Source organism: Pseudarthrobacter sp. DSP2-3-2b1, assembly GCF_049895945.1.
Lineage (GTDB): Bacteria > Actinomycetota > Actinomycetes > Actinomycetales > Micrococcaceae > Arthrobacter.
The window spans coordinates 123,750-138,897 of sequence record NZ_JAFCTI010000001.1 but is presented as its reverse complement, the minus strand read 5'-3'; the positions used below and the strand labels follow the sequence as shown (position 1 = coordinate 138,897).

Genomic DNA, 15,148 nt, shown 5'->3' with positions numbered 1-15,148 from the left:
CCGCCAGGGTATGAGGGTCCAGCCAAGTGCCTTGACTCGCGACTCAGGACAGTTCACTGGCGCCGTATGCGGATGCTTCAGGACTCGGAACATTCAGAATGGGCGGCCAGGACGCAAAACAGGGGCGCCGCAACCCCCAAGATTGCGGCGCCCCTGCGGGCCTTTGGTCCTGCGGCTCTCTAGGTCCTGCAGGTCTTTTGGTACTGCGTATCTCTGGGTCCTAAGGGGCTTGGTAATGCGTGGGTCTGGAAGCCAGCTCCCCCGTTCCCGGGCCACCGGCTGCTCCGGTGAACCGGCCATTCCGGTCAGCCCACTGCACCAGTCACCGAGGCTGGGAGACCAGGTCGTCGTCGTCGTCCTTTATGGCAGCTGAGCCGCTGGCATCAGCAATGTCGGAAGTACCATGCCCGGCAGCAGAGATCTTCCCGGACTTCCCGTTAAGCAGGGCCAAATGCTCCGCCTCCAACCGGTCGGCTTCCTCCCCGCCCACAGCTTCACCGCGGGCCACCATTCCGGCGGTGTCCGAGAGCGGGATCTGCTTGAGTGTGATGGCCAGCAGCAGGGCCACAGCGATGAACGGAATGAGGTACCAGAACACCGGCGCCAAGGATTCGGCGTAGGCGTTGACGATGGCGTCCCGCAACTGCTCAGGAAGCTGACTCAAGGCCTGCGGATCCAAGGTGCTGGTTGACTGCGACGCCTGCTCAGCAGAAGCGCCGGCCCCGGTGAACGCGGTGGTGAGGGATTCGGACAGCCTGTTGGTGAAGATGGCGCCGAAGACCGCCACGCCCATGGCTGCGCCTACTTCGCGGAAATAGTTGTTGGTGCTGGTGGCCGTGCCGAGCTGATCGGCGGGCACGGAGTTCTGCACCACGAGAACCACCACCTGCATGATCAGGCCGAGGCCTGCACCGAAGATGAACAACTGGACGCAGATGACCCAGATGGGGGTGGCTGCCGTCAGCGTTGTCATCCAGAGCATGGCTGCCATGGTGAAGGCTGCGCCAAGGATGGGGAACATCTTGTACTTGCCGGTCTTTGAGATCCGGATTCCGGAGTAGATGGAAGTGCCCATCAGGCCCACCATCATGGGCAGCATCAACAGGCCGGACTCGGCGGCGGACGTGCCGGAGGACATCTGCAGGAAGGTGGGCACAAAAGCGATTGCCGAGAACATGCCCAGGCCCAGGGTGAAGCCGATGGCTGTTGCGTTGACGAAGATCGGGTTCTTGAACAGGCTCAGCGGAATGATGGGATCCTCGGCGCGGCGCTCCACCATCACGAAGGCAGCAGCGGAAATCAGAAGTCCCGCGCCGAATGCCCAGGTGAGTGGTGAGTCCCAGCCCTCGTCCTTCTTGCCGCCGAAATCCGTGAAGAAGATCAGGCAGGTGGTGGCGGCGGACAGCAGCACAACACCAAGGATGTCGATCCGCTTTTCAGCCTTCTTGTTCGGCAGCGTCAGCGTGAACCAGGCGATGGCGAAAGCAGCGATGCCAATGGGAATGTTGATGTAGAAAGCCCACTCCCAGGTCATGTGGTCCACGAAGAAGCCACCGAGCAGCGGGCCGGCGACGGCGGAGAGTCCGAAGACGGCACCCAGCGGGCCCATGTACTTGCCGCGGTCCTTGGCCGGAACGATGTCGGCAATGATGGCCTGAGAGAGGATCATCAGCCCGCCGCCGCCCAGGCCCTGGATGGCGCGGAAAATGACGAAGCCCCAGAAATCGGTGGCCAATGCGCAGCCAACCGAAGCCAAGGTGAACAAGGCAATCGCAACCAGGAACAGGTTGCGCCGGCCCAGGACGTCACCGAACTTGCCGTAGATCGGCATCACGATGGTGGTGGCCAGCAGGTACGCGGTGGTGATCCACGCCTGGTGCTCCACGCCGCCGAGCTTTCCCACGATGGTGGGCATGGCCGTGGAAACGATGGTTTGGTCCAGGCTTGAGAGCAGCATGCCGGCAATGAGCGCGGAGAAGATGATCCAGATGCGTTTCTGGGTCAGCAGCAGCGGCCCGGCCGCTGCCTGGGGACTGACAGTGGTGCTCATGAGTGTCCTTCTGCGGGTACGGGTTCTTCAAAGTTTTGGGAAAAGAGCTGGCGTGCGGCGGCAATGTTCTCCAGCAGCAGCTCGCGGTAGGGGCGCGTATTGCCGTCGGAGAAATAGGTCCAGCTGCTCTTGCGGGCAATGTTTCCCAGCAGGACCACTGCCATCTGGACCACGGGGTGCTCAGGGGCGACGCCTTCACGGAGGGCCAGCACCCGGGCGAATTCGGCCTCGCGTTCCTCAGTGGCGCCGATGATCCTCAGCATCAGCTGGGGTTCCTTCTTGATGACGCCGATCAGCTGGCGGGTCTCCTCCTCGGAGGCGGCCATGTTCTCGGAGAGCTTCAGGGAGAGGACGATCAGGTCCTGGAACAGAGTGGGGGAAACTTCGCCCGGCTCGGTTGACCCGCCGCCGGCAATGAAATCGTCAATGACGTCCTTCGGAATTTCGTCATCCACGTGACCGAGGATGGCGTCTTCCTTGGTGGGGAAGTAGTTGAAGAACGTTCGGCGGGAAATGTCCGTCTGCTCGCACACTTCTTCCACCGTGTAACCGTTCAGGCCCCGTTCGGCGGTCAGTTTCCTCGCGACGGCGGTGATCGCCGCCCGCGTCGCCGCGCGCTTACGCTCGCGGAGCCCGCCTTCTATAACTGCACCTTCATTCACAAAGTATATGTTTGCACTATTTCAGCCTGAGTGCAATTTTCATCGACGCGCCGAATGCGACACGCATGGGAACGGGTAGAACCGAGTTAACGACGCCGGCCCCCCCCCCAAACCCCGAAGGGTGGGGGGCCGCGGCGGACCGGCGGAGATAAGGCCAAGTGGGGGGGGGGCGTCATGGACATAACGTCCAGCGCGGTGTCCAGCTGCTCTTCGGTGACCTCGCCCCGCTCCAGGAACCCCATGGAGATGACGGTCTCACGGATGGTGAGCCCTTCAGCGACAGCCTTCTTGGCGATCTTGGCGGCGTTTTCGTAGCCGATGTACTTGTTCAGGGGAGTCACGATGGACGGCGAAGCCTCTGCCAGGAACCGGGCGCGCTCCACGTTGGCGGTGATGCCGTCGATCATCTTGTCGGCCATGACGCGGCTGGTGTTGGCCAGCAGGCGGACTGATTCGAGCAGGTTGGCGGCCATGACCGGGATGCCCACGTTCAGTTCGAAGGCGCCGTTGGTGCCGGACCAGGCGATGGCGGTGTCATTGCCGATCACCTGTGCGCAGACCATGATGGATGCCTCGCAGATGACGGGGTTGACCTTGCCCGGCATGATCGAGGAGCCCGGCTGCAGGTCCGGGATGGCGATTTCGCCAAGGCCGGTGTTGGGGCCGGAGCCCATCCAGCGGAGGTCATTGTTGATCTTCATGAAGGAGATCGCGATGTTGCGCAGCTGGCTGGACGCTTCGATGAGGCCGTCTCGGTTTGCCTGGGCTTCGAAGTGGTCGCGGGCCTCCGTCAGGGGGAGCCCGGTGTCGGTGGCCAGCAGTTCGATGACGCGCTCCGGGAAGCCGGCGGGGGTGTTGATGCCGGTGCCAACTGCCGTGCCGCCCAGCGGTACTTCAGCAACGCGGGGGAGCGAGGCGTTGATCCGCTCGATGCCGTAACGGACCTGGGCTGCGTAGCCGCCGAATTCCTGGCCAAGGGTGACCGGGGTGGCGTCCATCAGGTGGGTGCGGCCGGACTTGACGACGTCCTTGAACTCCACGGCCTTGCGCTCCAGCGACTCGGCCAGGTAGCCCAGTGCCGGGATGAGGTCGTTGATCAGGGCCGAGGTGGCGGCAACGTGAACGGACGTGGGGAAGACGTCGTTGGAGGACTGCGAGGCGTTGACGTGGTCGTTCGGGTGGACAACTTTGTCGCTTCCGGCGGCCTTGAGCGCGCGGCTGGCCAACTCGGCAATAACCTCGTTGGTGTTCATGTTCGAGGACGTGCCGGAACCGGTCTGGAAGACGTCGATCGGGAAGTCACCGTCGTACTTGCCGGCGGCTACCTCATCGGCAGCGTCTGCAATTGCCTTGGCGAGCTCGCCGTCGAGCACTCCCAGTTCAGCGTTGGCCTGGGCAGCAGCCTTCTTGACCCGGGCGAGCGCCTCGATGTGGGCGCGCTCCAGGGTCTTGCCGGAAATGGGGAAGTTCTCAACTGCACGCTGCGTCTGTGCACGGTACAGGGCGTTCACGGGGACGCGGACTTCGCCCATCGTGTCGTGTTCAATGCGGAATTCTTCAGTGGAAGTCATGGGGCTAGCTTAGGGCGATTGGCAGCCGGGGCTAAAACCGTGAACCGCATGCTACGGGCGGCGCGTGAGTGGGTGGTTAGAGCTCGCCGATGCCTGAAACCACGTTCGCCCTGCCTTCGACGAGGCTGTACGAGAGACCGATGACGGCCGCCCGGCCTTTTTCGATTGCGTCCGAAATCACACGGGAGCTGTCCACGAGGCGCTGGGAAGTCTGCTTGGTGTGCTCCACCACCATGTCATTGACCTCGTGCTGGTCATTGCGCAGGGACGTCAGCACCGAGGGGGTGATCCGCTCGACGAGGTCCCGGATGAAGCCGGTCGGCATCTGCCCGGTCTCCACGGCATCCTTGGTGGCGCTGACTGCTCCGCAGCTGTCGTGTCCCAGGATCACGATCAACGGAACGCCCAGAACACTGACGCTGTACTCCAAAGACCCCAGGACGGCGTCGTCAATGACCTGGCCGGCTGTGCGAACCACAAAGGCATCGCCGAGGCCAAGGTCGAAGATGATTTCAGCGGCGAGCCGGGAGTCGGAGCAGCCGAAAATTACGGCGAACGGATGCTGGTTCTCCACGAGTGAGGACCGGCGGGAAGCATCCTGGTTCGGGTGCGAGGACTCGCCGTTGACAAAACGTTCGTTGCCTTCGCGCAGACGGCGCCAGGCAAGTGCAGGGGTGAGGTAGGTAGCCACGCGCCTACTTTACGGTGCGGTGCTGGCGGAGGGTGAAACTGTGACGGCCGGGCTGCCCTCCATGGACTTCACGACGGCGGCGGCCAGGACAGCGAATTCGTCCAGCTGCGCGACTCCCGTCAGGACAACGGTGGTGCCGCGGTACTCAAGCACCATGGACTTCTCGCCTTTGCCCGTGTCCCGCAGTTCCCATTCCTGGCCGCCGGCGCTGCGTGTTCCTGTGACGGGGGCGCTCTTGGTCAGTTGGACAAGCCAGGTGGGGTTGGGCTGACGGGTCTGGACCAGGCCGATGAAGGACTCCTTGGGCGTCAGGAAGCCCACTTCCCAGGTGGGGACGCCGCTGCCGGTGCCCGACTCCCAGCGTGCGTAGTTGGAAGTGAACGTGTTGCCCGTATCCGGTGCCACCGGTGTGAATCCGGCCACATCGGTGGCGTTCCGGGCCACCTCGCTGACGTTGATCTCCGGCCGGAAGCCGTCGCTCTTGGGAAGCGGATTCATCAAGACGATGGGCAGGAATGCGGCGATGCTGACCAGCAGGGCAATGACCATGCCGATCACGGATGCATTGGCCCGCTTCGCGGCGGCAGCCGGAATGACGGGGCGTACGGGGCCGGGTTCACCCGCGTTGACATCCCCGTGTTGGCGTCCGGAGTCGGTGGGATCTGGTCCGGGGCTGGTTTTTTCCTGCATTTCGCTCACCCCTCTATAGTCGCGCATGTTCGGACTCAACTCATATTCGGGAACGGCAGTCCGGCGAAGGCCCCATGTTGCGGGGCCGCGTCATGGCGCGCCCGGAAGATGGCGCCGCGACTATGATCAGTACCAGAGGAATCACCGCATGGCTGAATCCGGCCGAGCGGGTCCAATGATCGCCACTCGAAGAAGAGGTTTACGTGTCACCTACGCCCATGACCCAGCAGTATTCCACGATTTCCCCGTCCCTGGCTGTGGGAATCGACGAGCCGGACCGCAACCTTGCACTCGAACTTGTCCGCGTCACCGAAGCCGCGGCCATCGCCGGTGGCCACTGGGTGGGCTTCGGCGATAAGAACAAAGCCGACGGCGCCGCCGTCGACGCCATGCGCTCGTTCCTTGGCACCGTCCACTTCAACGGCGTTGTGGTCATCGGCGAAGGCGAAAAAGACGAAGCACCCATGCTGTTCAACGGCGAACACGTTGGCGACGGCACCGGCCCCGAGTGCGACGTCGCGGTGGACCCCATCGACGGAACGCGCCTGACCGCGCTGGGTATCAACAATGCCCTTGCTGTTCTGGCCGTGGCTGAGCGTGGTTCGATGTTCGATCCCTCCGCCGTCTTCTACATGGAGAAGCTCGTTACGGGTCCGGAAGCCGCCGACATGGTTGACCTCCGCCTCCCTGTGAAGCAGAACCTGCACCTGATCGCCAAGGCCAAGGGTGTGAAGGTCAACCAGCTCAACGTCATGATCCTGGACCGCGACCGCCACCGCCCGCTGGTTGAAGAGATCCGCGAAGCCGGTGCGCGCACCAAGTTCATCATGGACGGCGACGTCGCAGGTGCTATCGCCGCAGCCCGTTCCGGTACCGGCGTTGACGCCCTGATGGGGATCGGCGGCACGCCGGAAGGCATCGTTGCAGCCTGCGCCATCAAGTCCCTGGGCGGCGTTATCCAGGGCCGCCTCTGGCCCACCAGCGATGACGAGAAGCAGAAGGCCATCGACGCCGGCCACGACCTGGACCGCGTGCTCTCCACCAACGATCTCGTCTCCAGCGACAACTGCTACTTCGCGGCTACCGGCATCACCGACGGCGACCTCCTCAAGGGTGTTCGCTACTCCAAGAACACGGTCCTGACGCAGTCCATCGTGATGCGCTCCAAGTCCGGCACCATCCGCTTTGTTGACGGCGAGCACCAGGCCAGCAAGTGGGAGGGCTACGCCCGCAAGAACTGACCGGCCCCCGGCCGTAAATACCAGAGGCCCTGGATCCACACGGATCCGGGGCCTCTGGCGTTGGGTCAGATGAAACGCGCTGTTACTTGGCCATCCGCGCGCGAAGAGCCGATTTGAGCGAGACCATCCTGTCCCGCACTTGGCGGGCCAGCTGATAGGCGCTGTAGCGGAGCTTCTTCACCGGAAGGTCCCAGGTGCCCGGGTACGCCACCTCGTAGCCGCCGAAGGACTTCTTGAACGCAGTGAATCCTGCCCATTTGTGATCGGGCACGTCAGCCGGAGCCACCCCCCACAGGTCCACGTGCTTCAGCCCACGGTCCTTGGCATCGGCCATCAGCGTGACCAGGAGCGGAATTCCGGCACTGAGCTTCCGGTGGGTGTCATCGAGGGCTGCGTGGGCATACGTGCGGGTGTCCGCGGAATCGTAGGCCAGTGCCGCTGCAATGGGTTCGCCGTGCAGTTCGGCAACGAACAGCGTCGCCGCGCCGGCCGGCATCAGGGATGCTGCTACCTGGGTCAGGTACTCGTCGCTTTGGGGCTTGAAGCCGTTGCGGCGGGCTGTCATGTGGAGGAAGTTGAGCAGGATCCCGATCTCGTCCGGATCCTGGGAGGTCCGGAACGTGACGCCTTTTTTGTGGATGTTCCGGTAGAGGTTCCGGTTGACCGGCTTCATCTCCGCCAGGACTTCCTTGAAATCCCGGTCGAGGTCAACAATCCATGTGAGCTCGGGCTGCTGGTTCACCGGGGCGGGCCGCAGGCCCCGCCGGGTCAGCTCCGCAGCTGCGGACGTTAGCTCAAGTCCTGCAGAAACAGGCTCAATGCGGACAAACACAGCGCCGCAGGAACGCGCCGTTTCCACCAAGGCGGCAAGGGCGGCGTCGAACGCGGCAGCTGAGGAGGCAACCGGCCCATAAGGGGCGTACAGCACCTTGCCGGCGGCGTTCTTCTCCTCAACTGCCAGGAAGCTCCAGCCGGGGCCGGACTGCCGGTGGACGGTGCGGCCGAGGGAGGACAGTGTGTCCGCCCATGCCGGCGTCTGCAGAAAATATTCCACCGGTCAGGCCTTCATGGACGTGGTCACGGCAAACGCAATGGCCGTTTCCGCCGACCCGACAACGGAGTGGACATTGACCGGCGCTTCGGAGGCCGGCAGGAAGGCGCTGGCGCCCTGGTCCAGTTGCAGGTCTCCCTTGGGGGAGTCCAGGTAGATGGCTCCTTGAACCACAATCACGACGGCGGCACCGGCCTGCGCCAGCGGAACCGGCGCGCCGCCGGGGGACAGTTCGATCCGTTGAAGCTGGAACTCCCGGAAGGGCGGCTGATAGAGCTCCTGGCCAAGGCCGGAAACCTCCGGGGTGAGCATCGGAACGGCAACCGGCTTGAAATCGACGGTGCGCAGGAGTTCGGGAATATCGATGAACTTGGGCGTCAGGCCGCCGCGGAGCACGTTGTCCGAAGAGGCCATGACCTCCACGCCCAGGCCATGCAGGTAGGCGTGCACGTTTCCGGCCGGCAGGTAGACAGCCTCGCCAGGTGCCAGGGAAATCCTGTTAAGCAGCAGCGAGATCAGGACGCCCGGATCTCCGGGATACTTCTCGTTCAGGCTGACCACGGTGGACAGCTCTGCTTGGTACGGCGTGAGGGGAGCACCGGAAATCAGGACGGCGGCCACCATGGCGGTTGCGTGCGAAACTGCCTCTCCGCCCTGGATCAGCCGCTCGAAGGCTTTCCGGAGGCCGTTGCCTTCGTCGGGATCGGCGAGATCCGCAAGCAGGGCTACCAGTAGCGGCGGGATCTCCGTCTCCACAAGGTCAAAGGACGCGGCAAGCCGAAGCAGGATCTTCCTGGTCTCTCCTGGTGCCCGGAATCCGCACAGCGCCTCGAACGGGGTCAGCGCGAAGATCATTTCCGGTTTGTGGTTCTCATCGCGGTAGTTCCGGTGCGGCGCATCCAGGGGAACACCTGCTGCGTTCTCCCGGGCATAGCCGGCTGTGGCCTGCTCAATGCTGGGATGAACCTGGAGCGATAGGGGCTGGGAGGCGGCAAGGATCTTGGTCAGGAAGGGCAACCGCGGGCCAAACTCTGCAACAGATTCGCTGCCCAGGAAATGCTCCGGATCTTCGGCGATGAGCTCATCCATCGGAATGTCAGAGCCATCAGGCCGGCGGACCAAGGAAGCGTCGCCGGGGTGGGCGCCGATCCAGAGCTCGGCTTCAGGGTTGCCGGACTCCGGGCGTCCCAGCAGGCCGGCGATAGCCGTGGTGGAGCCCCAGGCGTAATCGCGGAGGGCGTTTTCGATTTCGTACACAGCCGGTGTCCATTCTGGTCTTCAGGTCTACGTGTCGTCAGGTCTATGGGGCGAACAGGGGGAGTCTGTCAGCGGCGAACGGAAAGCACTTAGAGCGGGGCGCACTGGCCGTTCGTGGCTACCAACGCGCGGAGCGATTGTTCGTCGCCCTGGCGCTTGAGCTGGTTCAGCAACTCCTCGGTGATCGGCTCGCCGTCGGGCGTTGTGGTGACGGGCGTGAAGTCCGACGACGGGGCCGGCGTTTGCTGGGCGGGGGACCAGCCGCCACCCGGCAGGGCAGCCGGCTGGAGCGGGCCTGACGCCTGGAGGCGTCCGCCCGTTGCTGAAGCCTGGACCATGGAGTCGAGCTGCGCAGCGGCCTGGGGCCCTGACGCGGAAGCGAGCAGCTGGTCCACTTTGCCGTGGATGACCTCGAAGTCCGGGACCGTCGAGAAGGAGACGTCAAAATCGGGCGGCCCGATGGTGAGGCGCTTGACCTCCTGGCCCTTGGCCTTGATGGCCAGGTCCACAAAACTGCCCAGTTGAGTGGAGGAGATGTTCGAATCCACCACCTTGGTACCGGCACTGGCGATGTCCTCGAACTTCGAGAGGAGTGTGGCCGGATCCAGTTGCTTGAGCATGGCCTGCTGCACGCACTGCTGGCGGGCGATCCGTGCGTAGTCGTCAACGAATTCGCGCGAGCGGCCGTACCAAAGGGCGTGGTAGCCGTCCAGCGTATTGTCGCCGGCCGGGATCCAGCCCAGCGGCATGCCGTGGATGCCACTGGCCTCATCGATGGTTTCGCCGCTGATCGGAACCCAGCCACCGGCCTTGATCTTGATGCCGCCCATGGCATCGATGAGCTTGGCGAAACCGTCCATGTCCACCAGAACGTACGCCTGGACCGTGATGCCAAGGCTCCCGGAGACTGCCTCCAGCGTGGCCTGGGCGCCGGGGTCGGCGACACCGGGGTAGAGATCGGCGTGCTCGTTGGTGACTTCGGTGTTGATGGCGTTGATGAGGCACCCGTCGCCGCAGTCGTAGCCGTCCGGGTAGACCTGGCGCATGGGGGAGTCCTCGCTGAACTGGGCGTTCTGGAGGTTGCGGGGCACGGAGATGATGGCAGTCTGCCCGGTCTTGGCGTCCACGCTGAGCACCGAGAGGCTGTCCGGCCGGCGGCCGGTACGGTCGTCTCCGGCGTCGCCACCCATCATCAGGAAGTTGTAGCGGCCGTCTACCGGGTCGATCGAAGGTCCCGCAGAGAAGATGCTGCCGATGGCGTTGCGGCCAACGTTGAGCAGGTAGGCGGCATAGCCAAGGGTGCCGCTGCTCAGGATCAGGGCGAGAACCAGTGCGATGCCGACGGCGGGACGGGCTTTGGGTGCCAACAGGACCGGGCGGATGAGCCGGAGCGTATTGATAAAGAGGAGGGCCCACCCCAGCGCGAGCGCCACGAGGACCAGGATGATCACCAGGGAAGCGAAGGGGTTGGTGAGGATGCTGATCAGCAGTGACCGGTTCAGAACCGCCAGCAGCACGGTGGCAACCAACAGGGCCCAGACGGCGAGGGTGACCCGGAGGGCGATGCGGCCGATCCTGCGGTCGCCGGCCACAATCTGGGCGCTGCCCGGAACCAGGAGTGTCATGAGGACCAGTACGAAGCCACGTTTGGTCCGCATGGGTTCGGAGGCCGCCGAGGGAAAGCGCACGGGATCGGTCATGGACACGCCTGCTGGAGGCTGCTGCTGTTCGCGTCTGGACATCTTCGGGATACCTTAGCTGCTGCCCCGGAGAACACCGTTGCCGTCAGCGAATACTTCACTGACTTTCTGCCTGAGGTTTGCTCCCTTCCGGGTAGCGGTGTCGTTCAGTTCTTGCGCGAAGTCGAGGAGATCAGCGCGGAGCGATGCGGCGAGGGTGTCCGTGCCGGAGGCCAGGATCCGGACGGCCAGGAGTCCGGCGTTACGGGCGCCGGCAATCGAAACGGTGGCAACGGGGACACCGGCCGGCATCTGCACAATGGAGAGCAGCGAATCCATGCCGTCAAGGGTTTTCAGCGGCACCGGCACACCAATAACAGGCAGTGGCGTGACGCTGGCCAGCATACCGGGAAGGTGCGCAGCGCCGCCGGCACCGGCAATGATGACCCGCAGCCCGCGTTCGTGGGCGGTCTGCCCATAGCGGATCATCTCAGTGGGCATCCGGTGGGCGGAGACGACGTCGGCTTCAAAAGGAATCCCGAATTCAGCCAACGCATCGGCGGCGGCCTCCATCACAGGCCAATCCGAATCCGAGCCCATCACCAGCCCAACAAGCGGTTTATTCGTTGACTCGGACGCAACGGACGTGGCTTCGGGGCTCATGCGTTCTCCTTGGAAATCCGTACAGTTTCTTCAGCCGGCACCCGGCCGTCGCGGATGATGGCGGCCACCCTGGTGGCACGTTGCCGGACTGAGTCAACGTCAGCGGTGGAGCTGCCCACAAGGTTGACATGGCCAATCTTCCGGCCTGGGCGGACCGACTTGCCGTAGCAATGGACCTTGGCTGCAGGCTCGCTGGCGAGGGCGGCAGGGAAGGCGGAGAACAGGTCCTGGTTTTCGCCGCCCAGGAAGTTCTTCATGACCACCACCGGGCCCAGCACGTCTGTGGCGCCGAGTGGAAGGTCCAGGACTGCCCGCAGGTGCTGCTCGAACTGGCTGGTCACCGAACCGTCCTGGGTCCAGTGGCCGGTGTTGTGGGGGCGCATGGCCAGTTCATTAATCAGGAAGCCCGCTCCGCTTCCCGGAGTTTCGAAAAGCTCCACCGCCATCACCCCGGTCACGCCGAGCTCACTGGCGATCCGCAAGGCGGCGTCCTCGGCCGCGGCCGCAACTTCCAGGGGGATGCCAAGGGCAGGAGCAATGACTTCGTCGCACACACCGTCCACCTGGATCGTGTGCACCACCGGCCACGCGCGGGCTTCCCCGCCGGGAGTCCTGGCCACCAAAGCGGACAGTTCGCGGCTGAAGTCAACCTTCGCCTCGGCGAGGAGCGGGCTCATGGCCTCGAACCACTCAGCCGCGCCGGCGGCGTCGTCGGCCGAGTCAATGATCCGCACACCCTTGCCGTCATAGCCGCCGCGGGGCATTTTGAGAACCACAGGCCAGCCTGTTTTATCGCCGAAGTCCACCAGCGCGGCCACATCCTCAACCGAAGCCCAGGTGGGGTTAGGCAAACCCAGGTTGTCTATGGCCGCCCGCATCACCAGTTTGTCCTGTGCGTTGACCAGGGCGTCCGGGCCGGGCTGCACGTTAACGCCCGCTGCCAGAAGCTCGCGGAGGTGGTCAGTAGGGACGTGTTCGTGGTCAAACGTCATCACGTCCAGGCCGTCCGCGAAATCGAGGAGCGTCTGCAGGTCCTTGTAGTCACCCACCGGCGAAGTGGATACAGCAGACACTGCCGAAACGTCCTCCGCCTCAGCGAGGACACGGAGTTCAAAGCCAAGGGCGGTGGCGGCAGGGGCCATCATGCGCGCGAGCTGGCCGCCGCCAACCACGCCGATTACTGGAAAAGTCACATATGCCAGCCTACAGAAAAGCTCAAGGGATCCCGGCTTTCAGACGTCGCGGGGGCTGAATTTCGGGTAATCCTGCACCCTTCCTACCGGGGGGATGGGGCCGGTACCCCCGATTCGGGGCTAAAATGGACCTCTGGCCGTGTGGCCCATAATCGGACGGCCTTGGAGGGTCATGCTTAGCTCACTTGCAGATCGAATACGGGGATTGGCCTCGCTCTTTTGGCGCGAGGTGGCCAAATTCGGTGCCGTCGGCGGTGTGGCATTCGTCATTGACTCGGCGGTCTTCATCTGGCTGTTCACCGGCCCCATGCACGGGAGCGAGGTGTGGGCCAAGGCCCTGGCCACAGTAGTGGCCAGCATCTTCTCCTGGGTTGCGAACCGCTACTGGACGTTCCGGCACCGGAAACAGGCCAACGTGGCCCGCGAAGCAGCGCTTTTTGCCGTGATGAACGTGGTGGGCCTGCTGATCGCCTCGGGCTGCGTCTGGTTTGCCAAGTACATTCTTGAGCTGAACGACAAACCCTCCCTCTTCATTGCAGGCAGCGTGGTGGGCCTGGTACTCGGCACAATCTTCCGGTTCTTCGCGTACCGGTTCTGGGTCTTCAACGAAGAACTGGATCAGGAGCCGGAGTTCTCCCACGACCACGAACTCATCGAGCCGCACCATCATGGGAAAGCCCCTGCTCCTGTGGCCGCCCAGTACGGGGAGCCGGCCGAAGAGGAAACCGAAAGGCACCGCCAGCCTTAGCGGGTTCGGTTTCTACTGCGGGTTCGGGCTCTACTCGCCGGGAACGTCTACTCGCGGGGGACGTCTACTCGCCCTGGACCCGTTCCGCCGCCAGAAGCTTGTCTGTCAGTTCCACTTCCGGATGCACCAGCACCACCGAGCCGCCGTTGGTCCAGGCGCCGAGCGAGTTTGCCAGTGCGGTTTCGAGGCCGTCAGCGGCGGGGACCAGCAGGCGGACACCGTCGCCGTGCGGGGTGGCAAAGCCCGTGATCAGGTCCTGGTGAAGGTGCCGCTGGCCGTTGTGTCCCTGCACCGCGCAGCCAGTCGGGGACGGGTCACTGTGGGCGAGGAAAACATCCCCATGCATGCGGACCTCGGAGGCGAAGTCGATGATTCCGGCAGGAAGTTCCCCCGGCCACCGCATCGCAAGGGCAGGCAGCGCCACGGCGATTACGGCGTCGTGCTTTCCTGCGACGGTCCCAGGGTTGTCAGTCACCAGCAGTTCGGCGTCGCCCCCGTCAAGGATTGTCTCCATGCCCACCTGCCAGGCGGCAAGCGCCCAGATCAGTGACTTCCAATGGGCCGGGAGGGAGATGCTGAGCCGCATCCCCGGCTCGGCATCCAGTTCATCCTGGAGAAGGTTGCTGGTTTTTGCCACCCAGTTATCCAGGACCCTGCCGGAAAGTTCAACACGCTCCGAGTCCGGGCCGTACCACGTCAGGCGGGGGGACGTGGCGTGGCCGGAACGCAGGGAATTCATCAGTTGCACAGCAGGGATGCTCATGGCTACATCTTGCCACGCACGCCAGCTGTGATCTTCCTCACCTTGATTCGTCACTCCATTTGTCTTACTAGGCCGTTGCCTGTACTTTCTGCCGCAAATCAGGGGATTTTGGCGATCAGGGGCTTCCTGACGGACCCGTTCCGGCCCGACGCGCCCGGCTTGTGGAAAATCCCCGGGCGTGGCGTGCCCGGGGTTGGAACAGAAAGTTGATTATTATCCCTCCGCGGCTTGACGCGGCTGTAGTTACACACGTGTAATTAGATACCTAAGGCCACTGCGTAAATACAGGCACACAACCGAGTGCTCAGGGATCCAGGCAGAGGCTGCAACTTTCAGGAGGGTCGCATGGGGCAAGCAGAGCGTATCCATGAAGATGCTGTCGTCGCCGGTGAGGCAACGGCCAAATACCGCTCACGCGGCGTACCGAGTGACTGGTACGTGGATCCCGCCGATCCTGGCGCCGCGGACCGTTACAACCGCAACGCCACAGACTTAGGCCAGGACCAGGCCACGGCCTTCCTGGCGGCACACGAAGCACTGCTCGACGGCGGCCATGGCCAGGACGATGACGACCTGGACCCCCCGATGGAACTGCGTACCGCAGACACCATCACGCAGCCGGTGTGGATCGGACTGCCGTTCAGGCAGGACTTTGACGACGAAGGCGAACTCGGCTGGCAGACTGACGCATTGTGTGCGCAGACGGATCCCGAAGCCTTCTTCCCGGAGAAGGGCGGCTCCACACGGGACGCCAAAAAAGTCTGCGGTGCCTGCAACGTCCGGTCCCAATGCCTTGAATATGCGCTGGCGAATGACGAACGGTTCGGCATCTGGGGAGGCCTGTCCGAGCGTGAGCGCCGGCGGCTAAGGAAGCGAGCAATCTAATTCT

At 63.8% G+C, this 15,148-nt stretch carries 13 protein-coding genes and 1 pseudogene; 3 read left to right on the top strand and 11 right to left on the bottom strand.

What is annotated here, in order from left to right:
• Positions 1 to 322 precede the first annotated feature (322 nt).
• The 5 genes and pseudogenes from ACP7AX_RS00505 to ACP7AX_RS00485 all read right to left on the bottom strand — a co-directional run bounded on the left by ACP7AX_RS00505 (position 323) and on the right by ACP7AX_RS00485 (position 5,664).
• Positions 323 to 2,050 carry an MDR family MFS transporter gene (locus ACP7AX_RS00505; protein WP_426224979.1) on the bottom strand — a complete coding sequence of 576 codons (1,728 nt, stop codon included), beginning with the start codon at positions 2,048 to 2,050 and terminating at the stop codon, positions 323 to 325.
• Entirely contained in the window at positions 2,047 to 2,712 is a 666-nt protein-coding gene (locus ACP7AX_RS00500) for a TetR/AcrR family transcriptional regulator (protein WP_426224978.1), read from the bottom strand. The genes ACP7AX_RS00505 and ACP7AX_RS00500 overlap by 4 nt, the downstream gene beginning before the upstream one ends.
• A gap of 152 nt (positions 2,713 to 2,864) precedes the next feature.
• Positions 2,865 to 4,283: pseudogene (locus ACP7AX_RS00495) on the bottom strand (class II fumarate hydratase); the annotation flags it as partial.
• Between the two features lie 76 nt (positions 4,284 to 4,359).
• Entirely contained in the window at positions 4,360 to 4,974 is a 615-nt protein-coding gene (locus ACP7AX_RS00490; protein ID WP_131682097.1) for a carbonic anhydrase, read from the bottom strand.
• 9 nt (positions 4,975 to 4,983) lie between these two features.
• Positions 4,984 to 5,664: a DUF4245 family protein gene (locus ACP7AX_RS00485; RefSeq protein ID WP_131682096.1), complete on the bottom strand. Its 681-nt coding sequence runs from the start codon at positions 5,662 to 5,664 to the stop codon at positions 4,984 to 4,986.
• A gap of 218 nt (positions 5,665 to 5,882) precedes the next feature.
• On the opposite strand from ACP7AX_RS00485, the gene glpX reads away from it, so the two are divergent.
• Positions 5,883 to 6,905: a class II fructose-bisphosphatase gene (gene glpX / locus ACP7AX_RS00480; RefSeq protein WP_181365305.1), complete on the top strand. Its 1,023-nt coding sequence runs from the start codon at positions 5,883 to 5,885 to the stop codon at positions 6,903 to 6,905.
• An 82-nt stretch (positions 6,906 to 6,987) separates the two neighbouring features.
• Here glpX and ACP7AX_RS00475 read toward each other — a convergent pair whose 3' ends face one another.
• The 5 genes from ACP7AX_RS00475 to ACP7AX_RS00455 form a co-directional block, all read right to left on the bottom strand.
• The gene (locus ACP7AX_RS00475; protein ID WP_426224977.1) at positions 6,988 to 7,959 is read right to left on the bottom strand and encodes a lipid II:glycine glycyltransferase FemX; all 972 of its coding nucleotides are present in this window, start codon (positions 7,957 to 7,959) and stop codon (positions 6,988 to 6,990) included.
• Between the two features lie 3 nt (positions 7,960 to 7,962).
• A complete protein-coding gene (gene manA, locus ACP7AX_RS00470) occupies positions 7,963 to 9,213 on the bottom strand; it encodes a mannose-6-phosphate isomerase, class I (protein WP_426224976.1) in 1,251 nt (416 codons plus the stop codon).
• Between the two features lie 89 nt (positions 9,214 to 9,302).
• Complete coding sequence (locus ACP7AX_RS00465; RefSeq protein WP_426224975.1) at positions 9,303 to 10,955, bottom strand: LCP family protein; 1,653 nt, start codon at positions 10,953 to 10,955, stop codon at positions 9,303 to 9,305.
• 12 nt (positions 10,956 to 10,967) lie between these two features.
• Positions 10,968 to 11,555: a 5-(carboxyamino)imidazole ribonucleotide mutase gene (gene purE / locus ACP7AX_RS00460; protein WP_131682092.1), complete on the bottom strand. Its 588-nt coding sequence runs from the start codon at positions 11,553 to 11,555 to the stop codon at positions 10,968 to 10,970.
• Positions 11,552 to 12,700 (bottom strand): 5-(carboxyamino)imidazole ribonucleotide synthase, encoded by a 1,149-nt coding sequence (locus ACP7AX_RS00455; RefSeq protein ID WP_426225286.1) that lies wholly within the window; start codon positions 12,698 to 12,700, stop codon positions 11,552 to 11,554. The genes purE and ACP7AX_RS00455 overlap by 4 nt, the downstream gene beginning before the upstream one ends.
• Positions 12,701 to 12,920: 220 nt before the next feature.
• Between ACP7AX_RS00455 and ACP7AX_RS00450 the strand changes: the two genes are divergently transcribed.
• On the top strand, positions 12,921 to 13,496 hold the full coding sequence (locus ACP7AX_RS00450; protein WP_426224974.1) for a GtrA family protein: 576 nt from the start codon (positions 12,921 to 12,923) through the stop codon (positions 13,494 to 13,496).
• Between the two features lie 64 nt (positions 13,497 to 13,560).
• On the opposite strand, the gene ACP7AX_RS00445 is transcribed toward ACP7AX_RS00450, so the two are convergent.
• Positions 13,561 to 14,259, bottom strand: a complete 699-nt coding sequence (locus tag ACP7AX_RS00445) for a TIGR03089 family protein (RefSeq protein WP_131682089.1) — start codon at positions 14,257 to 14,259, stop codon at positions 13,561 to 13,563.
• Positions 14,260 to 14,604: 345 nt separating this feature from the next.
• Between ACP7AX_RS00445 and ACP7AX_RS00440 the strand changes: the two genes are divergently transcribed.
• Positions 14,605 to 15,144, top strand: coding sequence for a WhiB family transcriptional regulator (locus tag ACP7AX_RS00440; RefSeq protein ID WP_131682088.1), 540 nt, complete (start codon positions 14,605 to 14,607; stop codon positions 15,142 to 15,144).
• The last annotated feature ends 4 nt before the right edge of the window (positions 15,145 to 15,148 follow it).

Bases quoted from the DNA above. Each gene is read 5' to 3' on its own strand.
- ACP7AX_RS00505 (WP_426224979.1), bottom strand. From the start codon at position 2,050: ATGAGCACCACTGTCAGTCCCCAGGCAGCGGCCGGGCCGCTGCTGCTG.
- ACP7AX_RS00485 (WP_131682096.1), bottom strand. From the start codon at position 5,664: ATGCAGGAAAAAACCAGCCCCGGACCAGATCCCACCGACTCCGGACGC.
- glpX (WP_181365305.1), top strand. From the start codon at position 5,883: ATGACCCAGCAGTATTCCACGATTTCCCCGTCCCTGGCTGTGGGAATC.
- ACP7AX_RS00465 (WP_426224975.1), bottom strand. From the start codon at position 10,955: ATGTCCAGACGCGAACAGCAGCAGCCTCCAGCAGGCGTGTCCATGACC.
- purE (WP_131682092.1), bottom strand. From the start codon at position 11,555: ATGAGCCCCGAAGCCACGTCCGTTGCGTCCGAGTCAACGAATAAACCG.
- ACP7AX_RS00455 (WP_426225286.1), bottom strand. From the start codon at position 12,700: ATGATGGCCCCTGCCGCCACCGCCCTTGGCTTTGAACTCCGTGTCCTC.
- ACP7AX_RS00450 (WP_426224974.1), top strand. From the start codon at position 12,921: ATGCTTAGCTCACTTGCAGATCGAATACGGGGATTGGCCTCGCTCTTT.
- ACP7AX_RS00445 (WP_131682089.1), bottom strand. From the start codon at position 14,259: ATGAGCATCCCTGCTGTGCAACTGATGAATTCCCTGCGTTCCGGCCAC.
- ACP7AX_RS00440 (WP_131682088.1), top strand. From the start codon at position 14,605: ATGGGGCAAGCAGAGCGTATCCATGAAGATGCTGTCGTCGCCGGTGAG.